Source organism: Ectobacillus sp. JY-23 (assembly GCF_023022965.1).
Classification (GTDB): domain Bacteria; phylum Bacillota; class Bacilli; order Bacillales; family Bacillaceae_G; genus Ectobacillus.
In genome coordinates this window covers 1926915-1951288 of sequence record NZ_CP095462.1, presented here as the reverse complement: position 1 = coordinate 1951288, position 24374 = coordinate 1926915, and the positions used below count along the sequence as shown (strand labels likewise).

The window sequence follows — 24374 nt, the reverse complement described above, 5'->3', positions numbered from 1 at the left end:
TTGAAAACTGGATAACAATACAAGTGTAATTCAAAAAGTGTAAACTTTTTAATGGTTAAGTTAGAAAGGGCGCACGGTGGATGCCTTGGCACTAGGAGCCGATGAAGGACGGGACTAACACCGAAATGCTTCGGGAGCTGTAAGTAAGCTATGATCCGGAGATCTCCGAATGAGGAAACTCACCATTCGTAATGGAATGGTATCCTTATCTGAATACATAGGGTAAGGAAGGCAGACCCAGGGAACTGAAACATCTAAGTACCTGGAGGAAGAGAAAGCAAATGCGATTTCCTAAGTAGCGGCGAGCGAAACGGAATTAGCCCAAACCAAGAGGCTTGCCTCTTGGGGTTGTAGGACGCTCTATACGGAGTTACAAAGGAACGAGGTAGACGAAACGGTCTGGAAAGGCCTGTCATAGAAGGTAACAACCCTGTAGTTGAAACTTCGTTCCCTCTTGAGCGGATCCTGAGTACGGCGGAACACGTGAAATTCCGTCGGAATCCGGGAGGACCATCTCCCAAGGCTAAATACTCCCTAGTGACCGATAGTGAACCAGTACCGTGAGGGAAAGGTGAAAAGCACCCCGGAAGGGGAGTGAAAGAGATCCTGAAACCGTGTGCCTACAAGTAGTCAGAGCCCATTTACGGGTGATGGCGTGCCTTTTGTAGAATGAACCGGCGAGTTACGATCCCGTGCAAGGTTAAGTTGATAAGGCGGAGCCGCAGCGAAAGCGAGTCTGAATAGGGCGACATAGTACGTGGTCGTAGACCCGAAACCAGGTGATCTACCCATGTCCAGGGTGAAGTTCAGGTAACACTGAATGGAGGCCCGAACCCACGCACGTTGAAAAGTGCGGGGATGAGGTGTGGGTAGCGGAGAAATTCCAATCGAACCTGGAGATAGCTGGTTCTCCCCGAAATAGCTTTAGGGCTAGCCTCAAGTGTGAGAGTCTTGGAGGTAGAGCACTGATTGGACTAGGGGCCCCCCTCGGGTTACCGAATTCAGTCAAACTCCGAATGCCAATGACTTATTCCTTGGGAGTCAGACTACGAGTGATAAGATCCGTGGTCAAAAGGGAAACAGCCCAGACTGCCAGCTAAGGTCCCAAAATGTATGTTAAGTGGAAAAGGATGTGGAGTTGCTTAGACAACTAGGATGTTGGCTTAGAAGCAGCCACCATTTAAAGAGTGCGTAATAGCTCACTAGTCGAGTGACTCTGCGCCGAAAATGTACCGGGGCTAAACATACTACCGAAGCTGCAGATTGATACCGATGGTATCAGTGGTAGGGGAGCGTTCTAAGGGCTGTGAAGTCAGACCGTAAGGACTGGTGGAGCGCTTAGAAGTGAGAATGCCGGTATGAGTAGCGAAAGATGGGTGAGAATCCCATCCACCGTATGCCTAAGGTTTCCTGAGGAAGGCTCGTCCGCTCAGGGTTAGTCAGGACCTAAGCCGAGGCCGACAGGCGTAGGCGATGGACAACAGGTTGATATTCCTGTACCACCTCTTTACCGTTTGAGCAATGGAGGGACGCAGGAGGATAGGAGATGCGCACCGCTGGTCGCGTGCGTCTAAGCAGTTAGGCTGATGAGTAGGCAAATCCGCTCATCGTAAGCTGGCTGAGCTGTGATGGGGAAGCCCGTATGGGCGAACTCTCTGATTCCACACTGCCAAGAAAAGCTTCTAGCGAGGTAAAAGGTGCCTGTACCGCAAACCGACACAGGTAGGCGAGGAGAGAATCCTAAGGTGTGCGAGAGAACTCTGGTTAAGGAACTCGGCAAAATGACCCCGTAACTTCGGGAGAAGGGGTGCTCTCTAGCGAGAGCCGCAGTGAAAAGGCCCAAGCGACTGTTTAGCAAAAACACAGGTCTCTGCGAAGCCGCAAGGCGAAGTATAGGGGCTGACACCTGCCCGGTGCTGGAAGGTTAAGGGGAGAGGTTAGCGCAAGCGAAGCTTTGAACCGAAGCCCCAGTAAACGGCGGCCGTAACTATAACGGTCCTAAGGTAGCGAAATTCCTTGTCGGGTAAGTTCCGACCCGCACGAAAGGTGTAACGATTTGGGCACTGTCTCAACCAGAGACTCGGTGAAATTATAGTACCTGTGAAGATGCAGGTTACCCGCGACAGGACGGAAAGACCCCGTGGAGCTTTACTGTAGCCTGATATTGAATTTTGGTACAGCTTGTACAGGATAGGTAGGAGCCTATGAACCCGGAGCGCCAGCTTCGGTGGAGGCGTCGGTGGGATACTACCCTGGCTGTATTGAAGTTCTAACCCGCGCCCCTACATCGGGGCGGGAGACAGTGTCAGGTGGGCAGTTTGACTGGGGCGGTCGCCTCCTAAAATGTAACGGAGGCGCCCAAAGGTTCCCTCAGAATGGTTGGAAATCATTCGAAGAGTGTAAAGGCATAAGGGAGCTTGACTGCGAGACCTACAAGTCGAGCAGGGACGAAAGTCGGGCTTAGTGATCCGGTGGTTCCGCATGGAAGGGCCATCGCTCAACGGATAAAAGCTACCCCGGGGATAACAGGCTTATCTCCCCCAAGAGTCCACATCGACGGGGAGGTTTGGCACCTCGATGTCGGCTCATCGCATCCTGGGGCTGTAGTCGGTCCCAAGGGTTGGGCTGTTCGCCCATTAAAGCGGTACGCGAGCTGGGTTCAGAACGTCGTGAGACAGTTCGGTCCCTATCCGTCGCGGGCGCAGGAAATTTGAGAGGAGCTGTCCTTAGTACGAGAGGACCGGGATGGACGCACCGCTGGTGTACCAGTTGTTCTGCCAAGGGCATCGCTGGGTAGCTATGTGCGGACGGGATAAGTGCTGAAAGCATCTAAGCATGAAGCCCCCCTCAAGATGAGATTTCCCATAGCGTCAAGCTAGTAAGATCCCTGAAAGATGATCAGGTTGATAGGTCAGAGGTGGAAGCGCGGCGACGTGTGGAGCTGACTGATACTAATCGATCGAGGGCTTAACCAAAAAGCAGAAGCGAGCGTTTAGCGAGCTGGAGCTAGATTATGCACTTGTTATCCAGTTTTGAAGGAACATGCCTTCAAAAGAGCGTAGCTCTTTAAAAAAACATGTTGACATCTCATGAGAAATCATTATAATAATGATTGTCTCTAAAAAAAGTCTAGTGATGATGGCAAAGAGGTCACACCCGTTCCCATACCGAACACGGAAGTTAAGCTCTTTTGCGCCGAGGGTAGTTGGGACCTTGTCCCTGTGAGAGTAGGACGTCGCTAGGCAATGGAGGATTAGCTCAGCTGGGAGAGCACCTGCCTTACAAGCAGGGGGTCGGCGGTTCGATCCCGTCATCCTCCACCATATGCCGGCTTAGCTCAATTGGCAGAGCAACTGACTTGTAATCAGTAGGTTGGGGGTTCAAGTCCTCTAGCCGGCACCAGATTTATGGCGGTCGTGGCGAAGTGGTTAACGCATCGGATTGTGGCTCCGACATTCGTGGGTTCGATTCCCATCGATCGCCCTTTTAAATATTGCGGGTGTGGCGGAATTGGCAGACGCACCAGACTTAGGATCTGGCGCCTTTGGCGTGGGGGTTCGAGTCCCTTCACCCGCACCAATATATGCGGAAGTAGTTCAGTGGTAGAATACAACCTTGCCAAGGTTGGGGTCGCGGGTTCGAATCCCGTCTTCCGCTTATGCCGGGGTGGCGGAACTGGCAGACGCACAGGACTTAAAATCCTGCGGTAGGTGACTACCGTACCGGTTCGATTCCGGTCCTCGGCACTTAAATATGCGCCCGTAGCTCAATTGGATAGAGCATCTGACTACGGATCAGAAGGTTATGGGTTCGAATCCTTTCGGGCGCGTTATACGGGAAGTGGCTCAGCTTGGTAGAGCACCTGGTTTGGGACCAGGGGGTCGCAGGTTCAAATCCTGTCTTCCCGATTTCATGGGGCCTTAGCTCAGCTGGGAGAGCGCCTGCCTTGCACGCAGGAGGTCAGCGGTTCGATCCCGCTAGGCTCCACTTTTATTATGATGGCGGTGTAGCTCAGCTGGCTAGAGCGTACGGTTCATACCCGTAAGGTCGGGGGTTCGATCCCCTCCGCCGCTACCATAAAAGGACCTTTAGCTCAGCTGGTTAGAGCAGACGGCTCATAACCGTCCGGTCGTAGGTTCGAGTCCTACAAGGTCCACCAAAGCTTCATATCATGGAGGAATACCCAAGTCTGGCTGAAGGGATCGGTCTTGAAAACCGACAGGCGGTGAAAGCCGCGCGGGGGTTCGAATCCCTCTTCCTCCGCCATTATTTTATGAAGCAAATAGAATGAATTATCGTCGCGGGGTGGAGCAGTCCGGTAGCTCGTCGGGCTCATAACCCGAAGGTCGCAGGTTCAAATCCTGTCCCCGCAACCAAGGTCCCGTGGTGTAGCGGTTAACATGCCTGCCTGTCACGCAGGAGATCGCCGGTTCGATCCCGGTCGGGACCGCCATTTTGGCTCGGTAGCTCAGTCGGTAGAGCAGAGGACTGAAAATCCTCGTGTCGGCGGTTCGATTCCGTCCCGAGCCACTTCTTATTTTATAAAGATTTGATGCCGGCTTAGCTCAATTGGCAGAGCAACTGACTTGTAATCAGTAGGTTGGGGGTTCAAGTCCTCTAGCCGGCACCATTTGTTTATAAAGCAACATCATCGTTAGCCATTAGCTCAGTCGGTAGAGCACGATCGAATAAGCTTCGTAGCATAGACTACAGCGTACTCATCGAGCTGCGACTTGAATAAGCTTACTGAGATGAGGACGTCATATACAAAGGTATAACCCTTGTATAAATTCTTTTATTGTTATGAGCCATTAGCTCAGTCGGTAGAGCATCTGACTTTTAATCAGAGGGTCGAAGGTTCGAGTCCTTCATGGCTCACATTTCATGCGGGTGTAGTTTAGTGGTAAAACAAGAGCCTTCCAAGCTCTGGTCGTGAGTTCGATTCTCATCACCCGCTCCAAGGGCCTATAGCTCAGCTGGTTAGAGCGCACGCCTGATAAGCGTGAGGTCGATGGTTCGAGTCCATTTAGGCCCATTTTTAATATAATTGATTATTCCGCAATAGCTCAGCGGTAGAGCAATCGGCTGTTAACCGATAGGTCGTAGGTTCGAATCCTACTTGCGGAGCCATATAGAGAAGTACCCAAGTGGCTCAAGGGGCTCCCCTGCTAAGGGAGTAGATCGCGATAGCGGTGCGAGGGTTCGAATCCCTTCTTCTCTGCCACGGCCCGTTGGTCAAGTGGTTAAGACACCGCCCTTTCACGGCGGTAACACGGGTTCGAATCCCGTACGGGTCATACTGAAAACGTCAGCGAATAGAGTCGCTGGCGTTTTTTGTTTTATATTTTTAGATGGATGAGGAGATTAACCTTTTACAACCCTCATTGTTTATAAAACCTTTCTTTCTATAATCTTATGTGAAAAAGTTCACAAATTAATCATATATGTGAATTGATTCACAAACTTAACGTGCTACAATATAAATGTAAACAGCAATGATGCACATATACTTAATACAAATACGCACCGAACAAAGGAGAGCGAGTGACAATGAGAGAAAACATTAATCGTGTAGTGTTAATTGGTACAGGAGCAGTAGGCTGCAGCTATGCGTATGCGATGTTAAACCAAGGCATTGCCGAAGAATTGGTGTTAGTGGATGTCAACGAAGCAAAAGCTGAAGGGGAAGCGATGGACTTAAAGCACGGTATTCCATTCGCCCCGTCTCCAACAAAAATTTGGGACGGTAGCTATGCAGATTGTAAAGACGCAGACCTTGTCGTTATTACCGCAGGTCTTCCACAAAAACCAGGTGAAACTCGATTAGATCTCGTTGAAAAAAACACAAAAATCTTTAAGCAAATTGTACGCGGCGTCATGGACAGCGGCTTTGACGGCATCTTTTTAGTCGCGACAAACCCTGTTGACATTTTAACATACGTAACCTGGAAGGAATCTGGTCTGCCGAAAGAGCGTGTTATCGGTTCTGGTACAACTTTAGATACAGCGCGCTTCCGCTATATGCTGAGTGAATACTTTGAGGTAGACGCTCGAAACGTGCATGCCTATATTATCGGTGAACATGGCGATACAGAGCTACCGGTATGGAGCCATGCTTCCATTGGTGTACGTAAATTAGAAAAGTTTTTAGAAGACCCAGACTACAGACAGGACGAATTGGATGATATTTTCGTAAATGTGCGCGATGCAGCGTATCATATTATTAATCGTAAAGGCTCCACATACTATGGGATTGGGATGTCTCTCGCTCGCGTAACAAAAGCAATTTTAAATAATGAAAACTGTATTTTGACAGTGTCTGCGTATCTTGAAGGAGAATACGGTCAGCAAAATGTATATATCGGTGTTCCGGCCATCATTAATCGAAGTGGTATTCGAGAGATTATGGAGCTGGAGTTGAATGAGGAAGAACAAGGAAAATTTGAGCATTCTGTGAAGGTATTGAAGGAAACGATGGCACCGGTGTTGTAGGTTTAATGTATAATGGCTTGTTGGAAGGAGAAGGCGATAGCCTTCTTCCTTTATTTTTACCAAAAAGAAACTTTCTTGGTTAAGAAGAATGAATTGACATGCTACAATAACAACAGAAAACTTCCATACATATTTTCCTCAAACCAAACACCCGCTCCTCGAGTGTTTTTTACAAACAATTTTCCTCACAGCTACTTCTTCTTTACAAAATTCACCTATCATTAAAACCAGCACCTTCTTTTCGACAAACATTTTTGCACGAAAAAGTATGTCATGAATGAGCATCAAGGATTACTTATTTTCTGATTAATCAAAATAATATAACACTATTTTAGAATAAAGCGTTTACATTTTAATATTCGTCAAAATTTGATGTTTATTGTCGAAAAGTTATTGTTTCTAGTAAGTTTTTCACGAAAAACCGTATAATTTTTTGTTTTTTAGAAGGATTCTTAATATTTTTGTAGAATGATAATAACGAGTTAGATAATTATGTTTGTTTTGTGAGGTGAGAGTGATGATTGTGACACATCCGACAGAGTATGATTTACATTTGTTTCATGAGGGAAGTTTGTATGCGTCTGAGGAAACGTTTGGCGCACATGTGACGCAAGAGAATGGCATAGCGGGAACACGTTTTACCGTGTGGGCGCCGCATGCGATTTCTGTTTCAGTCGTTGGTGATTTCAATGATTGGAGGGGCGGTGAGTATGCGATGGAGAAGCTAAATAACGAGGGTGTATGGTCGTTGTTTATTCCTGCCGTTGGACATATGACATTGTACAAATATGCGATTGAGACAAGTCGAGGCGATGTAATTTTGAAGGCAGACCCATACGCACGCTATGCGGAGGTTCGGCCCCAAACTGCTTCTATTGTCTATCAAAGTGCACCTTATGCTTGGAATGATCAAAAATGGATCCGCAGCAAGAAAAGAAAGTCCATCTACGAGGAACCTGTAACTATATATGAGCTTCACTTTGGTTCTTGGAAAAAGAAAGAGGACGGCTCGTTCTATACGTACCGGGAAATGGCGGATGAATTAATTCCGTATGTGCTGAGTCATCAATTTACTCACATTGAGATTATGCCGTTAATCGAGCATCCGTACGATCGTTCTTGGGGCTATCAGGGCACCGGCTATTATGCTCCGACAAGCCGCTATGGTAAGCCTGAAGATCTTATGTATTTTATCGACCAATGTCATCAAAATGGTCTTGGTGTCCTGCTTGATTGGGTGCCAGGTCATTACTGCAAGGATGCGCACGGTCTCTATATGTTCGATGGCGAGCCAACGTTTGAATATGCAGATGAACAAGTTAGGGAAAATGCAATATGGGGGACGGCCAACTTTGATTTAGGCAAGCCCGAGGTACAGAGCTTCCTCATTTCCAATGCGCTGTATTGGATGAAGACGTATCACATTGATGGATTCCGTGTGGATGCGGTTGCCAATATGCTGTACTGGAACAAAGAGGGGCAGCATGAGAAAAATGAACATGCGGTTTCATTTTTACAGAAGCTAAATACAGCAGTATTCGCAGCAGATCCACATGTCTTGATGATGGCAGAGGACTCCACGGATTGGCCGCTTGTGACAGCGCCTGTTCATGAGGGAGGACTTGGATTTAATTATAAATGGAATATGGGCTGGATGAACGATATGTTAACATACATGGAATGTGAGCCGGAGTATCGAAAGCACATTCATGATAAGGTAACGTTTTCGTTGTTGTATGCCTACTCGGAAAACTTCATTTTGCCTTTATCGCATGATGAAGTGGTACATGGTAAGAAATCGTTGCTGAATAAGATGCCAGGCGATTATTGGCGCAAGTTTGCGCAGCTACGCCTATTATATGGTTATTTTATCGGGCATCCTGGCAAGAAGCTACTGTTTATGGGCGGTGAGTTTGGCCAGTTTGATGAATGGAAGGATCTTGAGGACTTAGATTGGATGCTGCAGGAGTTTGAGTCACATCGACTTATGCAGGTATACTTTAAGGATTTAATGAGTATTTATAAACGTTCTAAGGCGCTTTGGGAGCTTGATCATGATATGGAGGGCTTCTCATGGATTGATGCGGACAACCGGGAGCAAAGTATCTTCTCGTTCATTCGCAAAGGAAAAAAGGAAGAAGATATGCTTGTGATTGTCTGTAACTTTACGGAGCATGTATACCACGACTATAAAGTCGGAGTGCCGCCGCACGCAAATTATAATGAAATCTTAAATAGTGACAGCGTGGAGTACGGAGGTTCCGGTCAAGTTAATAAAAAGTTAAAAGCTGTATTACGTCCTTATCACAATCAAGAAGCCTATGTCGAGATGACGATTCCGCCGTTTGGGGTGTCCATTTTACGACCGGTGAAAACAAGAAAGGGGAACAAAAGCAATGGTACAAAAAAAGAAGTGCGTAGCAATGTTGTTAGCAGGGGGAAAAGGTAGTCGTTTAAGTGCCCTTACCCAAAATTTAGCAAAGCCCGCTGTTTCCTTTGGCGGTAAATATCGCATCATCGACTTCACATTAAGCAATTGCACCAACTCCGGCATCGAAACAGTTGGTGTGCTTACGCAGTATCAGCCTCTTTTCCTGCATTCTTATATTGGTATCGGCAGCGCTTGGGATCTTGACCGCAACAACGGCGGCATAACCGTGCTCCCTCCATACGCAGAATCCTCCGGCGTAAAGTGGTATAAGGGTACAGCAAGCGCGATTTATCAAAATCTAAATTACTTAAAGCAATATGAACCGGAATATGTTCTGATTTTGTCCGGCGACCATATTTATAAAATGGATTACTCTAAAATGCTCGACTATCATGTGGAAAAGGATGCGGATGTGTCCATCTCTGTTATTGAAGTGCCTTGGGATGAGGCAAGCCGCTTCGGTATCATGAACACGAATGAAGACATGGATATTGTGGAGTTTGAAGAAAAGCCGCAGTTTCCAAAAAGCAATCTTGCTTCCATGGGAATTTATATCTTTAAGTGGAGCGTTCTGAAGGAATTTTTGGAAATGGATGCGAGAAATCCGGAATCCAGCAATGACTTTGGTAAAGATGTCATCCCATTGCTTCTTGAGGAGAACAAAAAGGTTGTGGCGTATCCATTTGCTGGCTACTGGAAGGATGTAGGTACAGTGAAGAGTCTGTGGGAAGCAAATATGGATTTATTAGACGAGGAGTCTACATTAAATCTGTATGACCGCGACTGGCGCATCTACTCTGTAAACCCAAATCATCCGCCGCAATATATTGCACCGACCGCAAATGTAGAGGAGTCTCTGTTAAATGAAGGCTGTGTGGTAGAAGGAGAAGTGAAGCATTCGGTACTATTCCAAGGTGTAACAGTTGGAGAAAACAGCCGGATTATAGATTCCGTTATTATGCCGGGTGCGAGCATTGGTAAGTATGTAACAATTGAACGTGCAATTGTGGCACCGGGTATGGTCATTGAAGATGGCAGTGTAATTAAACCGCTTAAAAATATGGAAGATGTTGTATTAGTAGCTGACAATCAATAATAGAGGGAGACTGAGTGAGATGAAAGAATCAATGTTGGGCATTATTAATGCAACGAAGGAATTTTCTTCTTTAAAAGAATTAACAAATCATCGCTGTTTGGCGGCTCTTCCGTTCGGCGGAAGATATCGCCTCATTGATTTTATGCTGTCTAACATGGTCAATTCTGGCATCAATAGTGTTGCGATTTTCACTGGTCATGAAAATAGATCGTTAATGGACCATTTAGGTTCCGGTAAGCAGTGGGATCTGCATCGTAAGCGCGACGGGTTATTCGTGTTTACCCCGAATGCACAAGGTGAAGGCGATGACTTTGGGTCGTTTCACCACTTTGCGAAAAACATTGATTATTTCTTGCGCAGCAAGCAAAAGTACGTGGTAATCACAATGTCGCATATTGTGGCGTCCATTCAATTCGAGCCAATATTGAACCGCCATTTAGAAGTTGGCGCGGACATTACAGAAGTTCGTCATGCGGGGCGTTCCTTGCAGACGTACATTCTAGCAAAGGACTTATTGCTTTCTTTATTTGAACAATACAAAGACAAAGGCTACTACAGCATTATTGATGTCGTAAAGGATAACTATCAATCTCTTCACATTCATACGTATGAGCATACGGGCTATGTGGCAATGATTAATTCTACAGAGAGTTATTATAAACATAGTTTAGATATTTTAAAGCCTGAGGTGTGGAAGCAGCTGTTTAGTGCAAATGAGCCATTTTACACAAAGGTTAAGGATGAACCGCCGACGCGTTATGTGAAAGGTGCAAAGGTGAGCCATTCGGTTGTCGCCAACGGCAGCATCATTGAAGGAGAAGTAGATAACAGCATTATCTTTCGCTCTGTAAAGGTAGGAAAAGGCGCGGTCATTCGCAACAGCATCATTATGCAGAAAACGCAGATTGGCGAAAACTGCATCATTGATGGTGTGATTCTCGATAAGGATGTAAAAATTGAAGCTGGCACAGTGCTGACAGCGAATGATTCACCTTATGTGGTGGAAAAAGGTACGGTACAAGGAGCGTTGATGAATTCGTGAATATTTTGTTTGCAGTATCTGAGTGCGTCCCGTTTATTAAATCCGGAGGGCTTGCCGATGTGGCGGGCGCACTTCCTAAAGAGTTAAAAAAACTAGGCAATGATGTGCGCGTAATGCTGCCGAATTACAGTTTAATTCCGGCGGCACTTCGCGACAAAAGTAAGCTGAAACAAGTGATTTCTGTACAGCTTGGCTGGCGCAATCAATATTGCGGTATTTTAGAAACCGAACATGAAGGAATTACGTATTATCTCATTGACAATGAATACTATTTTAAAAGAGACTCGCTGTACGGTCACTATGACGATGGCGAGCGCTTTTCCTTTTTCTCAAAAGCAATTTTAGACTGTATTCCGCATCTTGACTTTACACCGGACGTGCTGCATTGTCATGATTGGCATACGGCAATGGCTAGCTTTTTGCTGAAGGAGCAGTATGCGCATCAGCCGATGTATCGTGATATAAAGAGTGTATATACCATTCATAATCTCCAATTTCAAGGGGTATATCCACGTGAAATGGTACACGATATGCTTGGACTAGGGCCGGAGTATATGACGGAGGACCGCCTTGCGTTTTACGACTGCGTCAATTTTATGAAGGGCGGTATTGTATCTGCCGACAAGATTACGACGGTAAGTCCGACATATAAGGAAGAAATACAGTACCCGTTTTTTGGAGAAAAGCTCGACGGTTTGCTTAGATGGCATGAAGATAAGCTTGTCGGGATTGTAAATGGTATTGATGATGTGTTTTATAATCCGGCTACCGACCGTGATATCACGGCAACGTACGATGCGGATTCTATTGAAAGCAAAGCGGAAAACAAAGCTGCCTTGCAGCGCCGATTTGGACTGCCTGAAAAAGAAGACACGCCTATCATTGCAATGGTTACGCGTCTCACACAGCAAAAAGGGATTGACTTAATCCGTCACGTGCTGCATGAGATACTAGAAAGCGATGTACAGTTTATTGTCGTCGGCTCCGGAGACAAGGAGTATGAGGAGTTTTTCTCTTATATGTCTCATTTATATCCGGATAAAGTCAAGGTATACATAGGCTTTAATGAAGCGCTGGCGCATCATGTATATGCAGGGGCAGATTTGTTCTTGATGCCATCGCTATTTGAACCGTGCGGGCTAGGGCAATTGATTGCCTTGCGTTACGGTGCGCTTCCAATTGTCCGAGAGACAGGTGGCTTGAACGACACGGTGCAGTCGTATCAGGAGGAAACAGGTGAAGGAAATGGATTTAGCTTTGCCCATTTCAATGCGCATGACTTATTATATACAATGCGCCGTGCGCTTCATTATTATCAAAAAAAGGATGTATGGCGCACATTGGTAAAACGCGCGATGACACAGGATTATAGCTGGAAGCAATCAGCACTACAATATCAGGAGTTGTATGAGGAATTGACCGACAGGGGTGAGTAACATGTTTTCAAGTAAAGAAAGCTTTAAAGCAGCTTTTCTAGAAAAATTGGAAATGATGTACGGCAAAAGCTTCAAGGATTCCACTGTGCGCGATCAATACAACACGCTCGGACATATGGTGCGCGAATATATTAGCTCTCGTTGGATTGCAACAAATGAGAGAAATCGAACGGAGAATACAAAGCAAACGTATTATTTATCGATTGAATTTTTATTAGGACGTTTATTAGGCAGTAATTTGCTCAATTTAGATTTGCTGCAGGTTTGTAAGGATGGGCTAGAGGAGCTTGGTATCAATCTTGATGAGCTTGAGGAAAGTGAAGCGGATGCTGGGCTTGGTAACGGCGGGTTGGGTCGCTTGGCCGCTTGTTTTTTGGATTCGCTAGCTTCACTAGATTTGCCAGGACACGGCTGCGGTATTCGCTATAAGCATGGCCTGTTCGATCAAAAGATTGTCGATGGTTATCAGGTTGAATTGCCAGAGCAGTGGCTGCGTCATGATAATGTGTGGGAAATTCGCCGTCATGACCAAGCCGTTGAAGTAGGATTTTGGGGACAGGTAGAAGCAGTCAATGTGAATGGTCGTTTAGAATTTCGACATGTGAATGCTGAAACAATTATGGCGGTTCCGTACGATATGCCTGTCGTTGGCTATCAAACCGATACTGTTAATACGCTGCGGTTATGGAATGCCGAGCCAGTTCCATTTCCGCCAAATAATAAAAATGTGCTTGTGTATAAGAGAGAAACAGAGGCGGTTTCTGAATTTTTATATCCGGATGATACGCACGACGAGGGGAAAATTTTGCGTTTGAAACAGCAATATTTTCTTGTGTCTGCGAGCTTGCGCAATATTATCAGGCTGCATAAAGAACGCAACGGAAATTTGCATAATTTACATGAAAAGATTTCCATTCATATTAACGATACGCACCCGGTTTTAGCCATTCCAGAATTGATGCGCATTTTGCTAGATGAAGAAAAAATGGAATGGGAAGAAGCTTGGCATATTACGGTTCACACGATTTCGTACACAAATCATACCACATTGTCAGAAGCGCTTGAAAAGTGGCCAATACATATTTTTCAACCGCTTTTGCCGCGTATTTTTATGATTGTAGATGAAATTAATGAGCGCTTTTGTAAGCAATTGTGGGATGCGTATCCATATGACTGGAAGCGAATCGAAGAGATGGCGATTATCGCGCATGGCCTTGTCAAAATGGCGCATCTGGCGATTGTCGGCAGCCATAGTGTAAATGGTGTAGCGCATATTCACACTGAGATTTTAAAGCAACGTGAAATGCATTTGTTTCATGAATTTTATCCTAATAAATTCAATAACAAAACAAACGGCATCGCACATAGACGCTGGCTTTTTAAAGCAAATCCGCAGCTGACGGATTTAATCTGCCGCACAATCGGCACAGATTGGATGAAGCAGCCGAACGAATTGCGCGCACTGCTTTCTGTAAAAGATGATCCGGCATTTCAAGAGGAGTTTTACCGGGTGAAGCAAGGTAATAAAGAGCGGCTTGCGAGCCGTATTTACCAGCAAACCGGCATCTCAGTTGACACACATTCCTTGTTTGATGTACAGGTCAAACGGTTGCATGCCTACAAGCGTCAGCTGTTAAACGTACTGCATATTATGTACTTGTACAATCGCTTAAAGGAGGATACCAGCTTTGTCATGCAGCCGCGCACTTTTATTTTTGGTGCTAAGGCATCTCCGGGCTATTATTATGCGAAAAAGATTATTAAACTCATTAATGAAATCGCAGCTAAGGTCAATCACGACCCGCAAACAAAAGATGTTCTTCGTGTAATCTTTCTTGAAAACTATCGTGTATCATTGGCGGAAGAAATTTTCCCGGCAGCTGACGTAAGCGAGCAAATTTCAACAGCAAGTAAGGAAGCTTCCGGCACAGGAAATATGAAGTTTATGATGAACGGTGCGATAACGGTTGGGACGATGGACGGTGCCAATGTAGAAATTCGTCAAGAAGTAGGAGATGAAAATATTTTTATTTTTGGTCTTACTGCGGATGAGGTGTTGAACTACTACAAAAACGGTGGTTATCGTTCTACAGATTATTATCATCATGATTGGCGTATTCGTAAAGTCGTGAATCAGCTTGTTAGTGGATTCTTTCTGGATGTAGGTGCGGAATTTGAGGCGATTTATGATTCATTGCTCATTCAGAATGATGAATATTTTGTGCTCCGCGACTTTGCGCCGTACGCCGATATACAGGAGCAGGTTGGCAAAGCGTACAGTGATAAACGACGCTGGCTATCCATGAGCATCAGCAATGTCGCAAGCTCTGGCTTTTTTACGAGTGATCGGACAATTGCGCAATATGCAAAGGATATTTGGCGTATTGAGCCGGCTGGTGTGCTAGGATAAGAAAAGGTGTCACGATTATCGTGGCACCTTTTTACCATGCGGTGACAGCATCTAAGTACGTGGAGATATTGTGATTTTTAACGACAGAACCGAGGTTCGAAGCGAAGGTGAGGCTGTTGGGAACATGTGTATATTCCCATTCCTTTTGCGCAATTTTTTCAAGCTTTACTTTACGCGGCGGTAGAAGAGGAACGACATCAAATAAGTTTACAAAGCGAAAGCTATGGGCGACATGCAATTGATAAAAATTTCGAAAGGCAAGGTCCCCGACCTTCGGAGCGCCGAACGTGTACAACGACACATCAGAAAGAGATGTGTTTAAACGTGCATCGAGAATGTGAAGCGTTGCCAGCGCGCCACCGAGGCTGTGGCCGGTCACCAGGAGTGATTTATTTGGCAGGGTTAATAGCGTATCCATAATGGTATCGCGGCATGTCTCATAAATGGACAGAAAGCCATGATGAACAAGACCACTGTTTGTACCGTATGAGAAGGCACGCTGATTAACAAGGGAATCTGACACCCAGTTCGGATCGGACTGAGTGCCGCGAAACGAGACGATAATCTTGTTTTCAGACTCTAAAATGAACCCAAACCACTCCTTTTGTCCGATGGAATTTGCTTGAAAGCTTTTCACACAGGTAAAGCCCTCTGGAACCTGAAATACACCATTTTGGTCAAATTGCTCATACGCCAGTGCACAGCATGTCGCAGACAGCGCGGCAGCTTCTTTCTTCATGGTAGCTCAGCCCCCTTTTCTTCATAACATACTGTATGAAAAGGGAGAGAGGAATGTGCCTATAGAAAAAGGAAGGAGAATTCTCCTTCCTTTTTCTCAGTCCAGCAGCCTTCCAATACCGCCAAGAACACTTCCTTCGTCTGTTTTTACACCACTGGCGCCGACGATGCGCTGTGCCAAACGGCTCAGTGTCAGCGACTGAATCCAAACAGTTCCTGGTCCTTCCAGCGTTGCGAAGAACAGGCCTTCACCGCCGAACAAAGCTGTTTTTACATTGCCAACAAATTGAATATCATAATGAACGTTTTTGGTCATAGCGACAAGGCAACCTGTGTCGATACGCAATTTTTCGCCTGGCTGCAATTCACGCTGATAGACGGTACCACCTGCGTGGATGAATGCTAGGCCATCACCTTCTAGCTTTTGCATAATGAAACCTTCGCCTCCAAAGAAGCCAGAGCCAAGTTTTTTTGTGAATTCAACACCCACGCCTACACCTTTTGCTGCGCAAAGAAATGCATCTTTTTGACAAATAATTTTCTCATCATATTGTCGTAAGTCTACAGGTATAATTTTTCCAGGATAAGAAGCGGCAAAGGAAACGCGGCGTTTTGTGTGACTTGTGTTTGTAAATACAGTCATAAACAAACTTTCTCCTGTGACCATACGCTTTCCAGCACCAATCAATTTGCCAAATAGCCCTTTTTGCTCGCTGCCGTCGCCAAAGATGGTCTCCATAGAGATGCCATCTTCCATCATCATCATTGCGCCAGCCTCAGCCATTACGCTTTCCTGTGGATCTAATTCAATCTCTACAAATTGCATATCATCACCATGCAATTTGTAGTCAATTTCATGTGCCTTCATTGGGGGCCACCTCACAATTTTATAAAATATGGAATACTTTTTTATTGTACAGAAGATAGGAAAAAGAAGGAATATCTATTTTTTAAATGTTTTGAATAAAACATTTTTAGTTTGACGCTTTCAGATTTTTCATGATATAGTTAAGTAACTAATGAACTGCATAGAGAGTGAACGGAAATAAGGCAGGTCTCTCGTGTTGCACACATGCTCGTCTAGAACCACCCTTTTATCTCCTTCTTCATATGTAGAGTAGTTAGTTTTATTTTTCTCTATTATTAGGAGGTAAGACAATGCAACTTGGTAAAGTAAAATGGTTTAACAGTGAAAAAGGTTATGGATTTATCCAAGCTGAAGACGGTAAAGAAGTATTCGTACACTTCTCTGCAATCCAAGGCGAAGGATTCAAAACTTTAGAAGAAGGTCAAGAAGTGTCTTTCGAAATCGTTGAAGGCAACCGCGGACCTCAAGCTGCTAACGTAGTTAAAAAGTAAGCAGATACAGAGCGTTCCCCCTAGGGGAACGCTCTTTTTTATAGAGATAGGTATACATATACCGTTTTTTGTAAATCCGCCCCATGTAACAAGTTAGACCCTGGCAACTTATTTTTACGGTCTTGGGCTGTATTCGTCTGGTCCGAGCTCGCCGGCAAAGGTTTGTGCTTCGTAGTAATCGAGCATGTCCTCATATTCTTCATGGGATTGTGTCGCATAAACCTGTGGGTTTTTCCCGTACATATCGGTGCCGATGAAGTTTTCAAATTCCTCCACATAGCCGCGCGGTTCATCACCTTCATCGTACATATGATCAAAGTCTTTGGTGTCACGACGCTCCAAATCGGACGGCGTCATGGACGAACCGTACCAAGCAGCGTCTTGCCAAGAATCTTCGGCGTCGTACCCAACTGCGCTGTCCATATCGTATTTACCAAACGGTGGGTCAAGCAACTCTTCCTCAATGGGGCGCGCACCCATCATTAACTTATTGTGCGTATGCTCTATACATGTTGTCGCGGTTGGTATGGCTTCTAATCGCTCTAGCGGAATTTCTTCTCCAGATACTTCACAAATACCGTATTGACCATTTTCTATTTTTTCAAGCGCATGATTCACGTCATTCAACTGTTTGTGCCAAAATTCCATTAAACCCAAGTCTTTTTCGCGCTCAAACAGCTCAGTCGCCATATCGCCAGGATGGTTATCATATAACGAAAGTTCACCAGACGCTTCACGTTCTGATGCGCGCTCATATTCTTCACGGTTGGATAAGGTTTCTTCCAGCTCTTGTTTTTGTTGTAAGAGAAGCTCTTTAAATTTTGCGGTTTGTTGTGGGGTAAGCATGTTGTTCACCTCTCGTTTTGAAGTTTATCTTTTGTAGTATGAGCAAGTTGGGTGAAATTATAAGATAGAAGCGGGGATAAGGGAAAACCGAAAACTGAAAACCAAAAACCAAAAACCAAAAACCAAAAACCAAAAACCTTTTTATTTTGTATGGGAGAGGTGCTCGTGCGGTGCGGAGTAGCGGTTTAAACCAGATAGAGAGCGTTCGGAGCGTGCCCGTGTTCTTATGGATGTAGGTTATAGATGGTAAGAGAGGTTAAGCCGTTGCGCCGCTACGCTTAGAGAGATGAGTGTAATAGCAGTCTAACCTGGGTCGAGAGCGTTCGGAGCGTGCCCGTATTCTTATGGATGTAGGTTATAGATGGTAAGAGAGGTTAAGCAGTTGGGTCGCTCGCTTAGAGGGATGAGTGTAATAGCAGTCTAACCTGGATAGAGAGCGTTCGGAGCGTGCCCGTGTTCTTATGGATGTAGGTTATAGATGGTAAGAGAGGTTAAGCAGTTGGGTCGCTACGCTTAGAGAGATGAGTGAGCGAGTGTAATAGCGGTCTAAGCCGGATAGAGACGGATATGTAAAGAAAGCCCCTGCTGCATTTTGTTTGCGCAGGGACTTCTCTTTTATAGGAAATAATTTAGCAGTAAGCCAATCGCGAATAGGAAGCCAAAGATGGTGTTGGTTTTTGCTGTTGCCACCATAGAAGGCATCATGGTTAATGGTGTGTTGTTTTGCAAAAATCCTTTTACGGCGCCAATCGGTTTTGGGAGGCTGACGAGTACAATGAGCATCCAAATGGAGGAAATGTCTGTCCAAATTAATGCAATGGTCCACGCGTAAGCGATGAAGAACATAGCAGCTAATACACCCACTGCACCGCGTTTTCCAACCAAGATGGCTAATGTTTTGCGGCCATTTTCTTTGTCGCCGTCCAAATCGCGGATGTTATTCGCAAGCAAAATGGCACCAATAAGAAGAGAAGCTGGTACTGATAAGTAGGCGATATCTGCTGACACGTATCCGGTTTGAATAAAGTACGAAATAGCGATAATCACATATCCCATGAAAAATCCAGCTGTCAATTCCCCGAACGGTGTATAGGCAATTGGAACAGGACCACCTGTGTACAGATAGCCGGCTGTCATAGAGATGATACCAATTAAGGCAATCCACCAGCTGGAGTTCATACAGATGTACACACCAAGTAGCATAGCCACGGCAAAGAAGCTGTAGCCGATGTGAAGTACGGTTTTTGGTGCAACACCTTCTCGCACGATGGTACCGCCGATGCCAACGGACCCCTCGTGATCTAGGCCGCGCTTATAATCAAAGTATTCATTGAACATGTTCGTGGCTGCTTGTATGAGAATGCAGGCAAGAAGCATGATAAAGAAAAGGGGAAGATCTATGTTTTTGGCGCCTTCGATTTGCATCGCATAGGCCGTTCCGATAAAGACAGGAACAAAGGCGGCCGTAAGCGTATGTGGTCGAAGCAGGTTCCACCAGACGCGCCAACCGGGCTGTTTTTTAAGGCCGGCAGAAGGAGCGTGCTCTATTTTAACTTCCATTGTAATCCTCCTGTTCACATAACATACACAACTAAGTGTAGGAAATGCGGGGGTTAGTGTCAATGCTTATTTTCTAGAAGTTTTACAGCGATTTTCTCAGAAATGCTAAAGATTGACACAGCTTTCATTTGGGGTGTATCTTAAACTCAAGGGTAATTTTGACTATTTTCGCCTAAGTAAGGGGGAGATACCGATGATTCGAATAGAACAACAAGGCTTGCATCAATCGCTCCTTACGGCTTTGGAAGCTCGCATGGAAACCATTATAAGTGTTGTAAAAAAAGTGGAGTGGATCGATCCGTTGTTTTTTTATGCAGCGGGAAAAAGGCTCGGCTTTACAGAGCGCTTTTATTGGTCGGACACAACACAGCGTGTGACAATTGCGGGGGTAGGTACCGCTTTTACTATAGCTGACTCATCAAAACAGCGCTTTCAAAATATTCGTGCCGTTTGGGATAAATATTTACAAAATATGATTGTCCATCGTTCGAGCTACGAATTTGGAACAGGACCATTATTATTTGGGGGCTTTGCTTTTGATCCATTAAAGCCCCGTACACCGCTTTGGGCAGAGTATGACGACGGTGTAATGTGGATACCGTCACATATGGTCACATTAAAAGATGGAGAAGTGTGGCTAACAACTAATTATGTCGTTCATACTACTGAAAATGTGGTCGATTTGCAAGAAAAAATGGAAGAAATGGAAAGAAAATTATTACAGCAAAGTAAGCACCCTCTTGTGGACACAGGCCTTTCCTTTGTCTGGGAGGAAGAAGTGAAGCCGCAAGAATGGATACAGTCCATTCCGATTGTGCAGGAAGAAATGAACGTCCGAGATGTTAGCAAAGTGGTGCTAGCACGTGAAATGCGGCTACGTGCCAAGAATCACATTGATTCCGCGGCTGTCCTGCAGGCGCTGCGCATCGGACAACCGGACTGTTATATCTTTGCCTTGGATTATAAGGGTTCTTGTTTCCTTGGGGCAACGCCGGAGCGATTGATTCGTAAGGAAGCCGATGTATTTACTTCAATGTGTCTAGCAGGTTCTATTGGCAGAGGGCGAACAGAACAAGAAGATCACGCAAACGAAGAAGCCCTGCTTCAGGATGAAAAAAATCGTACGGAGCACGCGTATGTTGTTGATATGATTCGGGGTGTCATGAATGCATTATGTGATGAGGTGCAGATTCCGTATGAGCCCGGACTTATGAAAACAAAGCATTTAATTCACTTGCATACACCTGTGCAAGGAAAAGGAGACACACATTTGCTTGAAATGGTGGAGCGTTTGCATCCTACACCAGCACTTGGGGGTACACCACGTGATGAGGCGTTGGCGCTGATTCGAGAGCATGAAGAACTTGATCGCGGCTTTTACGGCGCGCCTATTGGTTGGCTTGATTATGAAGGAAATGGGGAATTTGCGGTTGGATTGCGCTCAGGTCTCATTAAGGGTGCGGATGTTTCCTTATTTGCCGGTTGCGGAATTGTAAGTGAATCCGATCCAAGCCTAGAATACGAAGAAACAAAGATGAAGTTTAAACCTATGCTAACAGCATTGGGAGGATACAAGCTATGAGCCATATACATGCAATGTCTTACTATTTAGGGGCGTTTGTTGACGAGCTGGCACGCGGCGGTGTGCAGGATGTTGTCATCAGCCCTGGCTCTCGTTCTACCCCGCTGGCTTTATTGCTCGCGGAGCATACGAGCATTCAAAGCTATTTACATGTGGATGAGCGGTCAGCGGCTTTCTTTGCCTTAGGAATTGCAAAGGCAAAGAAGCGCCCCGTTGCTTTATTATGTACATCTGGTACTGCAGCAGCCAACTATTTTCCAGCTGTAGCCGAATCCTATCATTCTCGTGTGCCGTTGCTTGTGCTAACGGCTGACCGCCCCCATGAACTGCGAGATGTGGGGGCGCCGCAGGCCATGAATCAAATGAATTTATTTGGATCGTTTGCGAAAACGTTCATTGAAATGGCTTTGCCCGAGGAAAAACTTTGCTCTTATGCACGTGCTACGGCTACCCGAGCCATCGCTACTGCCGCACATGCGCCTGCCGGGCCTATACATGTAAACTTTCCTCTTCGTGAACCACTGTTGCCGGATTTAACATTGCCAGACTTGTGGGATAGGGGAAGTCGTTCGTTTGCCTATACACTTGTTAATGAAGGCGTACGTCATGTGGATGAAATTGCATTGTCACAGCTTTACGGAAAATTGCTTGAAGCAGAAAATGGGCTCATTATTGTCGGAGATAACAACAATGATGAGCTTGCGTGGGCTGTAACGCTGCTTGCGGAGAGGTTGCAGTATCCAGTGCTCGCCGATCCCTTATCTGGTCTGCGTAGTGGTTCTCATGATACATCCTATGTATTGGATTGCTATGACACGTTTTTACGTACATCGGCACTACAAAACAAAAAGCCTGATGTGGTCATTCGTTTAGGCGCGATGCCAGTTTCTAAGGCGTTAACACAGTATTTAAAGAAGCATGATGATGCTTGGCAAATCGTTGTTGATCCTGGTGCCGGCTGGCGTGACCCGGCGCTGACAGCATCTCAAATGGTCTATATGGACGAAGTAGCGTTCTGCCGTGCGCTCGCGGGAACAAAAAAAGCAGAGACAGTATGGATACAAACCTGGCGCCATATTAATGCTTTTACGAAACAACATCTGCAAACCGTACAAACGTATGACGAGATGTTTGAAGGTCGTGTAATTACCGACATGATGCAGATATTACCGGAGTATGCCACTCTGTTCGTTAGCAACAGTATGCCAGTGCGTGATGCAGACACATTTGCATTTACCAATGAAAAGAACATTACCATTGCTGCCAACAGAGGAATTAACGGCATAGATGGAATTATTTCGACTGCGCTTGGGATGAGTACGGTACAAAAGCCACTTGTCCTGATCACTGGAGATTTGGCATTCTATCATGATATGAATGGTTTGCTTGCGGCAAAGCTGTATGGTCTTCATGCGATAATTGTTGTTGTGAATAATGATGGCGGCGGCATTTTTTCCTTCTTGCCGCAATACGGAGAGAAAAAGCACTTTGAGGCTTTGTTCGGGACACCTCTTGGTCTTGATTATGCACATGCTGCAGCTATGTACGGTGCTACATTTGAAAGACCGTCTTCATGGGAGGAGTTTGCGGTAGCGATACAAAGTGGACTGGCAAATGAAGGTCTTCATATTGTGGAGATACGAACGGATCGTGAGGAGAACCTGCGCATGCACCGTGCGCTGTGGCACAAGATTTCAGAAGCAATTGAAGCGGAATATGGCCATGAAGGTTGAATTGCACGGGCTCGTCTATGCATATGAAATGTACGGGGAAGGAGAACCTCTTCTCGTCTTGCACGGATTTACTGGATGTAAAGAATCGTGGCGTTCGTTTTCCTGGAAAACAGATTATCGCGTCATTGCCGTAGATTTGCCAGGGCATGGTGAAACAGAGACGCCTTCCCATACAGAACGGTACGCAATGGAACAGGTTGCAGCTGATCTTGCCGAACTTTTAACGATTCTCAATATTGATAAAGTGCATGTGCTCGGATATTCCATGGGAGGGAGGCTAGCAATTGCCTTTGCATGTTTGTATCCAGAACGCGTACGTACACTTGTACTTGAAAATTGTACGGCTGGGCTTGAGACAAAAGCAGAGCGGGAAGTGCGTATGCGAAAGGATGAAGAGCTGGCCAAAACGCTGTTACAAGATGGTGTAGCGACGTTTATTGAAAAGTGGGAACGCATACCGTTATTTGCCTCGCAAGATTTTCTACCAAAAGAGCGCAAGGAGCAACTGCGGCAGCAGCGCTTACGCAACAGCGCCGCTGGTCTTGCGGGCAGTCTTCGCGGAATGGGAACAGGTGCACAGCCTTCCTTTTGGGAAGAGCTAAAACACCTGCGCATGCCAGTGCTGTTACTGAGCGGGGCATATGATGAAAAGTTTTTTCACATCCTATCTCGTATGAAAGAAAGGTTGCCTTATGGGCAATTTGTACAAATTTCTGACGCAGGTCATGCAATTCATGTGGAACAACCAGAAAAGTTTGATACAATAGTAAGGGAGTTTCTACAATCACATAAGGAGGGTATATCATGACAAGAGAATGGATTCAAGTAGGAAACTACGAAGATATTTTATATTCTACATACAATGGCATTGCGAAAATCTCCATCAATCGTCCGGAAGTACATAATGCGTTCCGTCCGAAAACAGTTATGGAGCTGATTGATGCATTTGCCCGCGCGCGTGATGACAAAGATGTTGGTGTTATTATTTTAACAGGTGAAGGCGGTCGTGCATTCTGCTCCGGCGGTGACCAAAAGGTTCGCGGCCATGGCGGCTATGTGGGAGAAGATGAAGTACCTCGCTTAAACGTGCTTGATTTGCAACGTTTAATTCGTGTTATTCCAAAGCCAGTTATTGCAGCGGTAGCAGGCTATGCAATTGGCGGCGGTCACGTATTGCATGTTGTATGTGACTTAACAATTGCAGCGGAAAACGCAGTGTTCGGACAAACAGGTCCGAAGGTAGGAAGCTTTGATGGCGGATACGGCGCAGGTTATCTATCACGTATTATCGGTCATAAAAAAGCACGCGAAATCTGGTATTTATGCCGTCAATACGGCGCACAAGAAGCGCTTGACATGGGCTTAGTTAACACAGTAGTACCACTTGAGCAACTCGAAGACGAGGCTGTGAAATGGGCAGAAGAAATTTTGGAGAAGAGCCCGATGGCAATTCGTTTCTTGAAAGCAGCATTTAATGCGGATACAGACGGACTTGCTGGTATTCAACAATTGGCAGGTGACGCTACGCTTCTATACTATACAACGGATGAGGCGAAAGAAGGTCGCGATGCATTTAAAGAGAAGCGCACACCTGACTTCGGTCAATTCCCGCGTTTCCCTTAATATATGTTTTGACCGGCACTCATGAG

At 45.6% G+C, this 24374-nt stretch carries 15 protein-coding genes, 22 tRNA genes and 2 rRNA genes; 35 read left to right on the top strand and 4 right to left on the bottom strand.

Annotated elements, in window-relative coordinates:
• Positions 1 to 53: 53 nt before the first annotated feature.
• The 30 genes from MUG87_RS10160 (at position 54) to MUG87_RS10015 (ending at position 14907) form a co-directional block, all read left to right on the top strand.
• A 23S ribosomal RNA gene (locus MUG87_RS10160) occupies positions 54 to 2975 on the top strand.
• 153 nt (positions 2976 to 3128) lie between these two features.
• Positions 3129 to 3244 (top strand): 5S ribosomal RNA (gene rrf, locus MUG87_RS10155).
• Positions 3245 to 3247: 3 nt separating this feature from the next.
• Positions 3248 to 3323, top strand: a tRNA-Val gene (locus MUG87_RS10150).
• A 3-nt stretch (positions 3324 to 3326) separates the two neighbouring features.
• A tRNA-Thr gene (locus MUG87_RS10145) sits at positions 3327 to 3402 on the top strand.
• Positions 3403 to 3410: 8 nt separating this feature from the next.
• A tRNA-His gene (locus MUG87_RS10140) sits at positions 3411 to 3483 on the top strand.
• A gap of 12 nt (positions 3484 to 3495) precedes the next feature.
• Positions 3496 to 3579, top strand: a tRNA-Leu gene (locus tag MUG87_RS10135).
• Positions 3580 to 3585: 6 nt separating this feature from the next.
• Positions 3586 to 3657: transfer RNA gene (locus tag MUG87_RS10130), tRNA-Gly, on the top strand.
• 3 nt (positions 3658 to 3660) lie between these two features.
• Positions 3661 to 3746: transfer RNA gene (locus MUG87_RS10125), tRNA-Leu, on the top strand.
• Between the two features lie 9 nt (positions 3747 to 3755).
• Positions 3756 to 3829: transfer RNA gene (locus MUG87_RS10120), tRNA-Arg, on the top strand.
• Between the two features lie 5 nt (positions 3830 to 3834).
• A tRNA-Pro gene (locus MUG87_RS10115) sits at positions 3835 to 3908 on the top strand.
• Positions 3909 to 3914: 6 nt separating this feature from the next.
• Positions 3915 to 3987, top strand: a tRNA-Ala gene (locus MUG87_RS10110).
• 13 nt (positions 3988 to 4000) lie between these two features.
• Positions 4001 to 4077 (top strand) — tRNA-Met (locus tag MUG87_RS10105).
• 5 nt (positions 4078 to 4082) lie between these two features.
• Positions 4083 to 4159: transfer RNA gene (locus MUG87_RS10100), tRNA-Ile, on the top strand.
• Positions 4160 to 4173: 14 nt separating this feature from the next.
• Positions 4174 to 4266, top strand: a tRNA-Ser gene (locus MUG87_RS10095).
• 33 nt (positions 4267 to 4299) lie between these two features.
• Positions 4300 to 4376: transfer RNA gene (locus MUG87_RS10090), tRNA-Met, on the top strand.
• A gap of 1 nt (position 4377) precedes the next feature.
• Positions 4378 to 4453: transfer RNA gene (locus tag MUG87_RS10085), tRNA-Asp, on the top strand.
• A 4-nt stretch (positions 4454 to 4457) separates the two neighbouring features.
• Positions 4458 to 4530, top strand: a tRNA-Phe gene (locus tag MUG87_RS10080).
• A 24-nt stretch (positions 4531 to 4554) separates the two neighbouring features.
• Positions 4555 to 4630, top strand: a tRNA-Thr gene (locus MUG87_RS10075).
• 175 nt (positions 4631 to 4805) lie between these two features.
• Positions 4806 to 4878: transfer RNA gene (locus MUG87_RS10070), tRNA-Lys, on the top strand.
• Positions 4879 to 4886: 8 nt separating this feature from the next.
• A tRNA-Gly gene (locus MUG87_RS10065) sits at positions 4887 to 4960 on the top strand.
• 1 nt (position 4961) lies between these two features.
• Positions 4962 to 5035, top strand: a tRNA-Ile gene (locus MUG87_RS10060).
• Positions 5036 to 5055: 20 nt separating this feature from the next.
• Positions 5056 to 5130 (top strand) — tRNA-Asn (locus MUG87_RS10055).
• 3 nt (positions 5131 to 5133) lie between these two features.
• Positions 5134 to 5224, top strand: a tRNA-Ser gene (locus MUG87_RS10050).
• Between the two features lies 1 nt (position 5225).
• Positions 5226 to 5297 (top strand) — tRNA-Glu (locus tag MUG87_RS10045).
• Between the two features lie 253 nt (positions 5298 to 5550).
• Entirely contained in the window at positions 5551 to 6492 is a 942-nt protein-coding gene (locus MUG87_RS10040; RefSeq protein WP_247087406.1) for an L-lactate dehydrogenase, read from the top strand.
• A gap of 517 nt (positions 6493 to 7009) precedes the next feature.
• On the top strand, positions 7010 to 8941 hold the full coding sequence (gene glgB / locus MUG87_RS10035; RefSeq protein ID WP_247087404.1) for a 1,4-alpha-glucan branching enzyme: 1932 nt from the start codon (positions 7010 to 7012) through the stop codon (positions 8939 to 8941).
• A complete protein-coding gene (locus tag MUG87_RS10030) occupies positions 8916 to 10019 on the top strand; it encodes a glucose-1-phosphate adenylyltransferase (RefSeq protein WP_281503699.1) in 1104 nt (367 codons plus the stop codon). Before glgB ends, MUG87_RS10030 begins: the two co-directional genes overlap by 26 nt.
• Before the next feature lie 19 nt (positions 10020 to 10038).
• Complete coding sequence (locus tag MUG87_RS10025; protein ID WP_247087400.1) at positions 10039 to 11061, top strand: GlgC family sugar phosphate nucleotidyltransferase; 1023 nt, start codon at positions 10039 to 10041, stop codon at positions 11059 to 11061.
• Positions 11058 to 12497: a glycogen synthase GlgA gene (glgA, locus tag MUG87_RS10020; protein WP_247087398.1), complete on the top strand. Its 1440-nt coding sequence runs from the start codon at positions 11058 to 11060 to the stop codon at positions 12495 to 12497. Before MUG87_RS10025 ends, glgA begins: the two co-directional genes overlap by 4 nt.
• 1 nt (position 12498) lies before the next feature.
• Positions 12499 to 14907: a glycogen/starch/alpha-glucan phosphorylase gene (locus tag MUG87_RS10015; RefSeq protein WP_247087396.1), complete on the top strand. Its 2409-nt coding sequence runs from the start codon at positions 12499 to 12501 to the stop codon at positions 14905 to 14907.
• Between the two features lie 31 nt (positions 14908 to 14938).
• On the opposite strand, the gene MUG87_RS10010 is transcribed toward MUG87_RS10015, so the two are convergent.
• Complete coding sequence (locus tag MUG87_RS10010) at positions 14939 to 15646, bottom strand: lipase family protein (protein ID WP_247087394.1); 708 nt, start codon at positions 15644 to 15646, stop codon at positions 14939 to 14941.
• 96 nt (positions 15647 to 15742) lie between these two features.
• A complete protein-coding gene (locus tag MUG87_RS10005) occupies positions 15743 to 16513 on the bottom strand; it encodes a TIGR00266 family protein (protein ID WP_247087392.1) in 771 nt (256 codons plus the stop codon).
• A 290-nt stretch (positions 16514 to 16803) separates the two neighbouring features.
• Between MUG87_RS10005 and MUG87_RS10000 the strand changes: the two genes are divergently transcribed.
• Positions 16804 to 17004, top strand: coding sequence for a cold-shock protein (locus MUG87_RS10000; protein ID WP_124564416.1), 201 nt, complete (start codon positions 16804 to 16806; stop codon positions 17002 to 17004).
• A gap of 114 nt (positions 17005 to 17118) precedes the next feature.
• Here the strand turns inward: MUG87_RS10000 and MUG87_RS09995 are convergent, their stop codons facing one another.
• Both MUG87_RS09995 and MUG87_RS09990 read right to left on the bottom strand, forming a co-directional pair.
• On the bottom strand, positions 17119 to 17850 hold the full coding sequence (locus tag MUG87_RS09995) for a TraR/DksA C4-type zinc finger protein (protein WP_247087390.1): 732 nt from the start codon (positions 17848 to 17850) through the stop codon (positions 17119 to 17121).
• A gap of 615 nt (positions 17851 to 18465) precedes the next feature.
• Positions 18466 to 19410: a 1,4-dihydroxy-2-naphthoate polyprenyltransferase gene (locus MUG87_RS09990; protein WP_247087388.1), complete on the bottom strand. Its 945-nt coding sequence runs from the start codon at positions 19408 to 19410 to the stop codon at positions 18466 to 18468.
• A gap of 193 nt (positions 19411 to 19603) precedes the next feature.
• On the opposite strand from MUG87_RS09990, the gene MUG87_RS09985 reads away from it, so the two are divergent.
• The 4 genes from MUG87_RS09985 to menB are packed head-to-tail and all read left to right on the top strand — an operon-like array spanning position 19604 to position 24348.
• Positions 19604 to 20992 carry an isochorismate synthase gene (locus tag MUG87_RS09985; protein ID WP_247087386.1) on the top strand — a complete coding sequence of 463 codons (1389 nt, stop codon included), beginning with the start codon at positions 19604 to 19606 and terminating at the stop codon, positions 20990 to 20992.
• Positions 20989 to 22725, top strand: a complete 1737-nt coding sequence (gene menD, locus MUG87_RS09980) for a 2-succinyl-5-enolpyruvyl-6-hydroxy-3-cyclohexene-1-carboxylic-acid synthase (RefSeq protein ID WP_247087384.1) — start codon at positions 20989 to 20991, stop codon at positions 22723 to 22725. Before MUG87_RS09985 ends, menD begins: the two co-directional genes overlap by 4 nt.
• Positions 22715 to 23533 carry a 2-succinyl-6-hydroxy-2,4-cyclohexadiene-1-carboxylate synthase gene (gene menH, locus MUG87_RS09975; RefSeq protein ID WP_247087382.1) on the top strand — a complete coding sequence of 273 codons (819 nt, stop codon included), beginning with the start codon at positions 22715 to 22717 and terminating at the stop codon, positions 23531 to 23533. Before menD ends, menH begins: the two co-directional genes overlap by 11 nt.
• The gene (menB, locus tag MUG87_RS09970) at positions 23530 to 24348 is read left to right on the top strand and encodes a 1,4-dihydroxy-2-naphthoyl-CoA synthase (RefSeq protein WP_247087380.1); all 819 of its coding nucleotides are present in this window, start codon (positions 23530 to 23532) and stop codon (positions 24346 to 24348) included. The genes menH and menB overlap by 4 nt, the downstream gene beginning before the upstream one ends.
• The last annotated feature ends 26 nt before the right edge of the window (positions 24349 to 24374 follow it).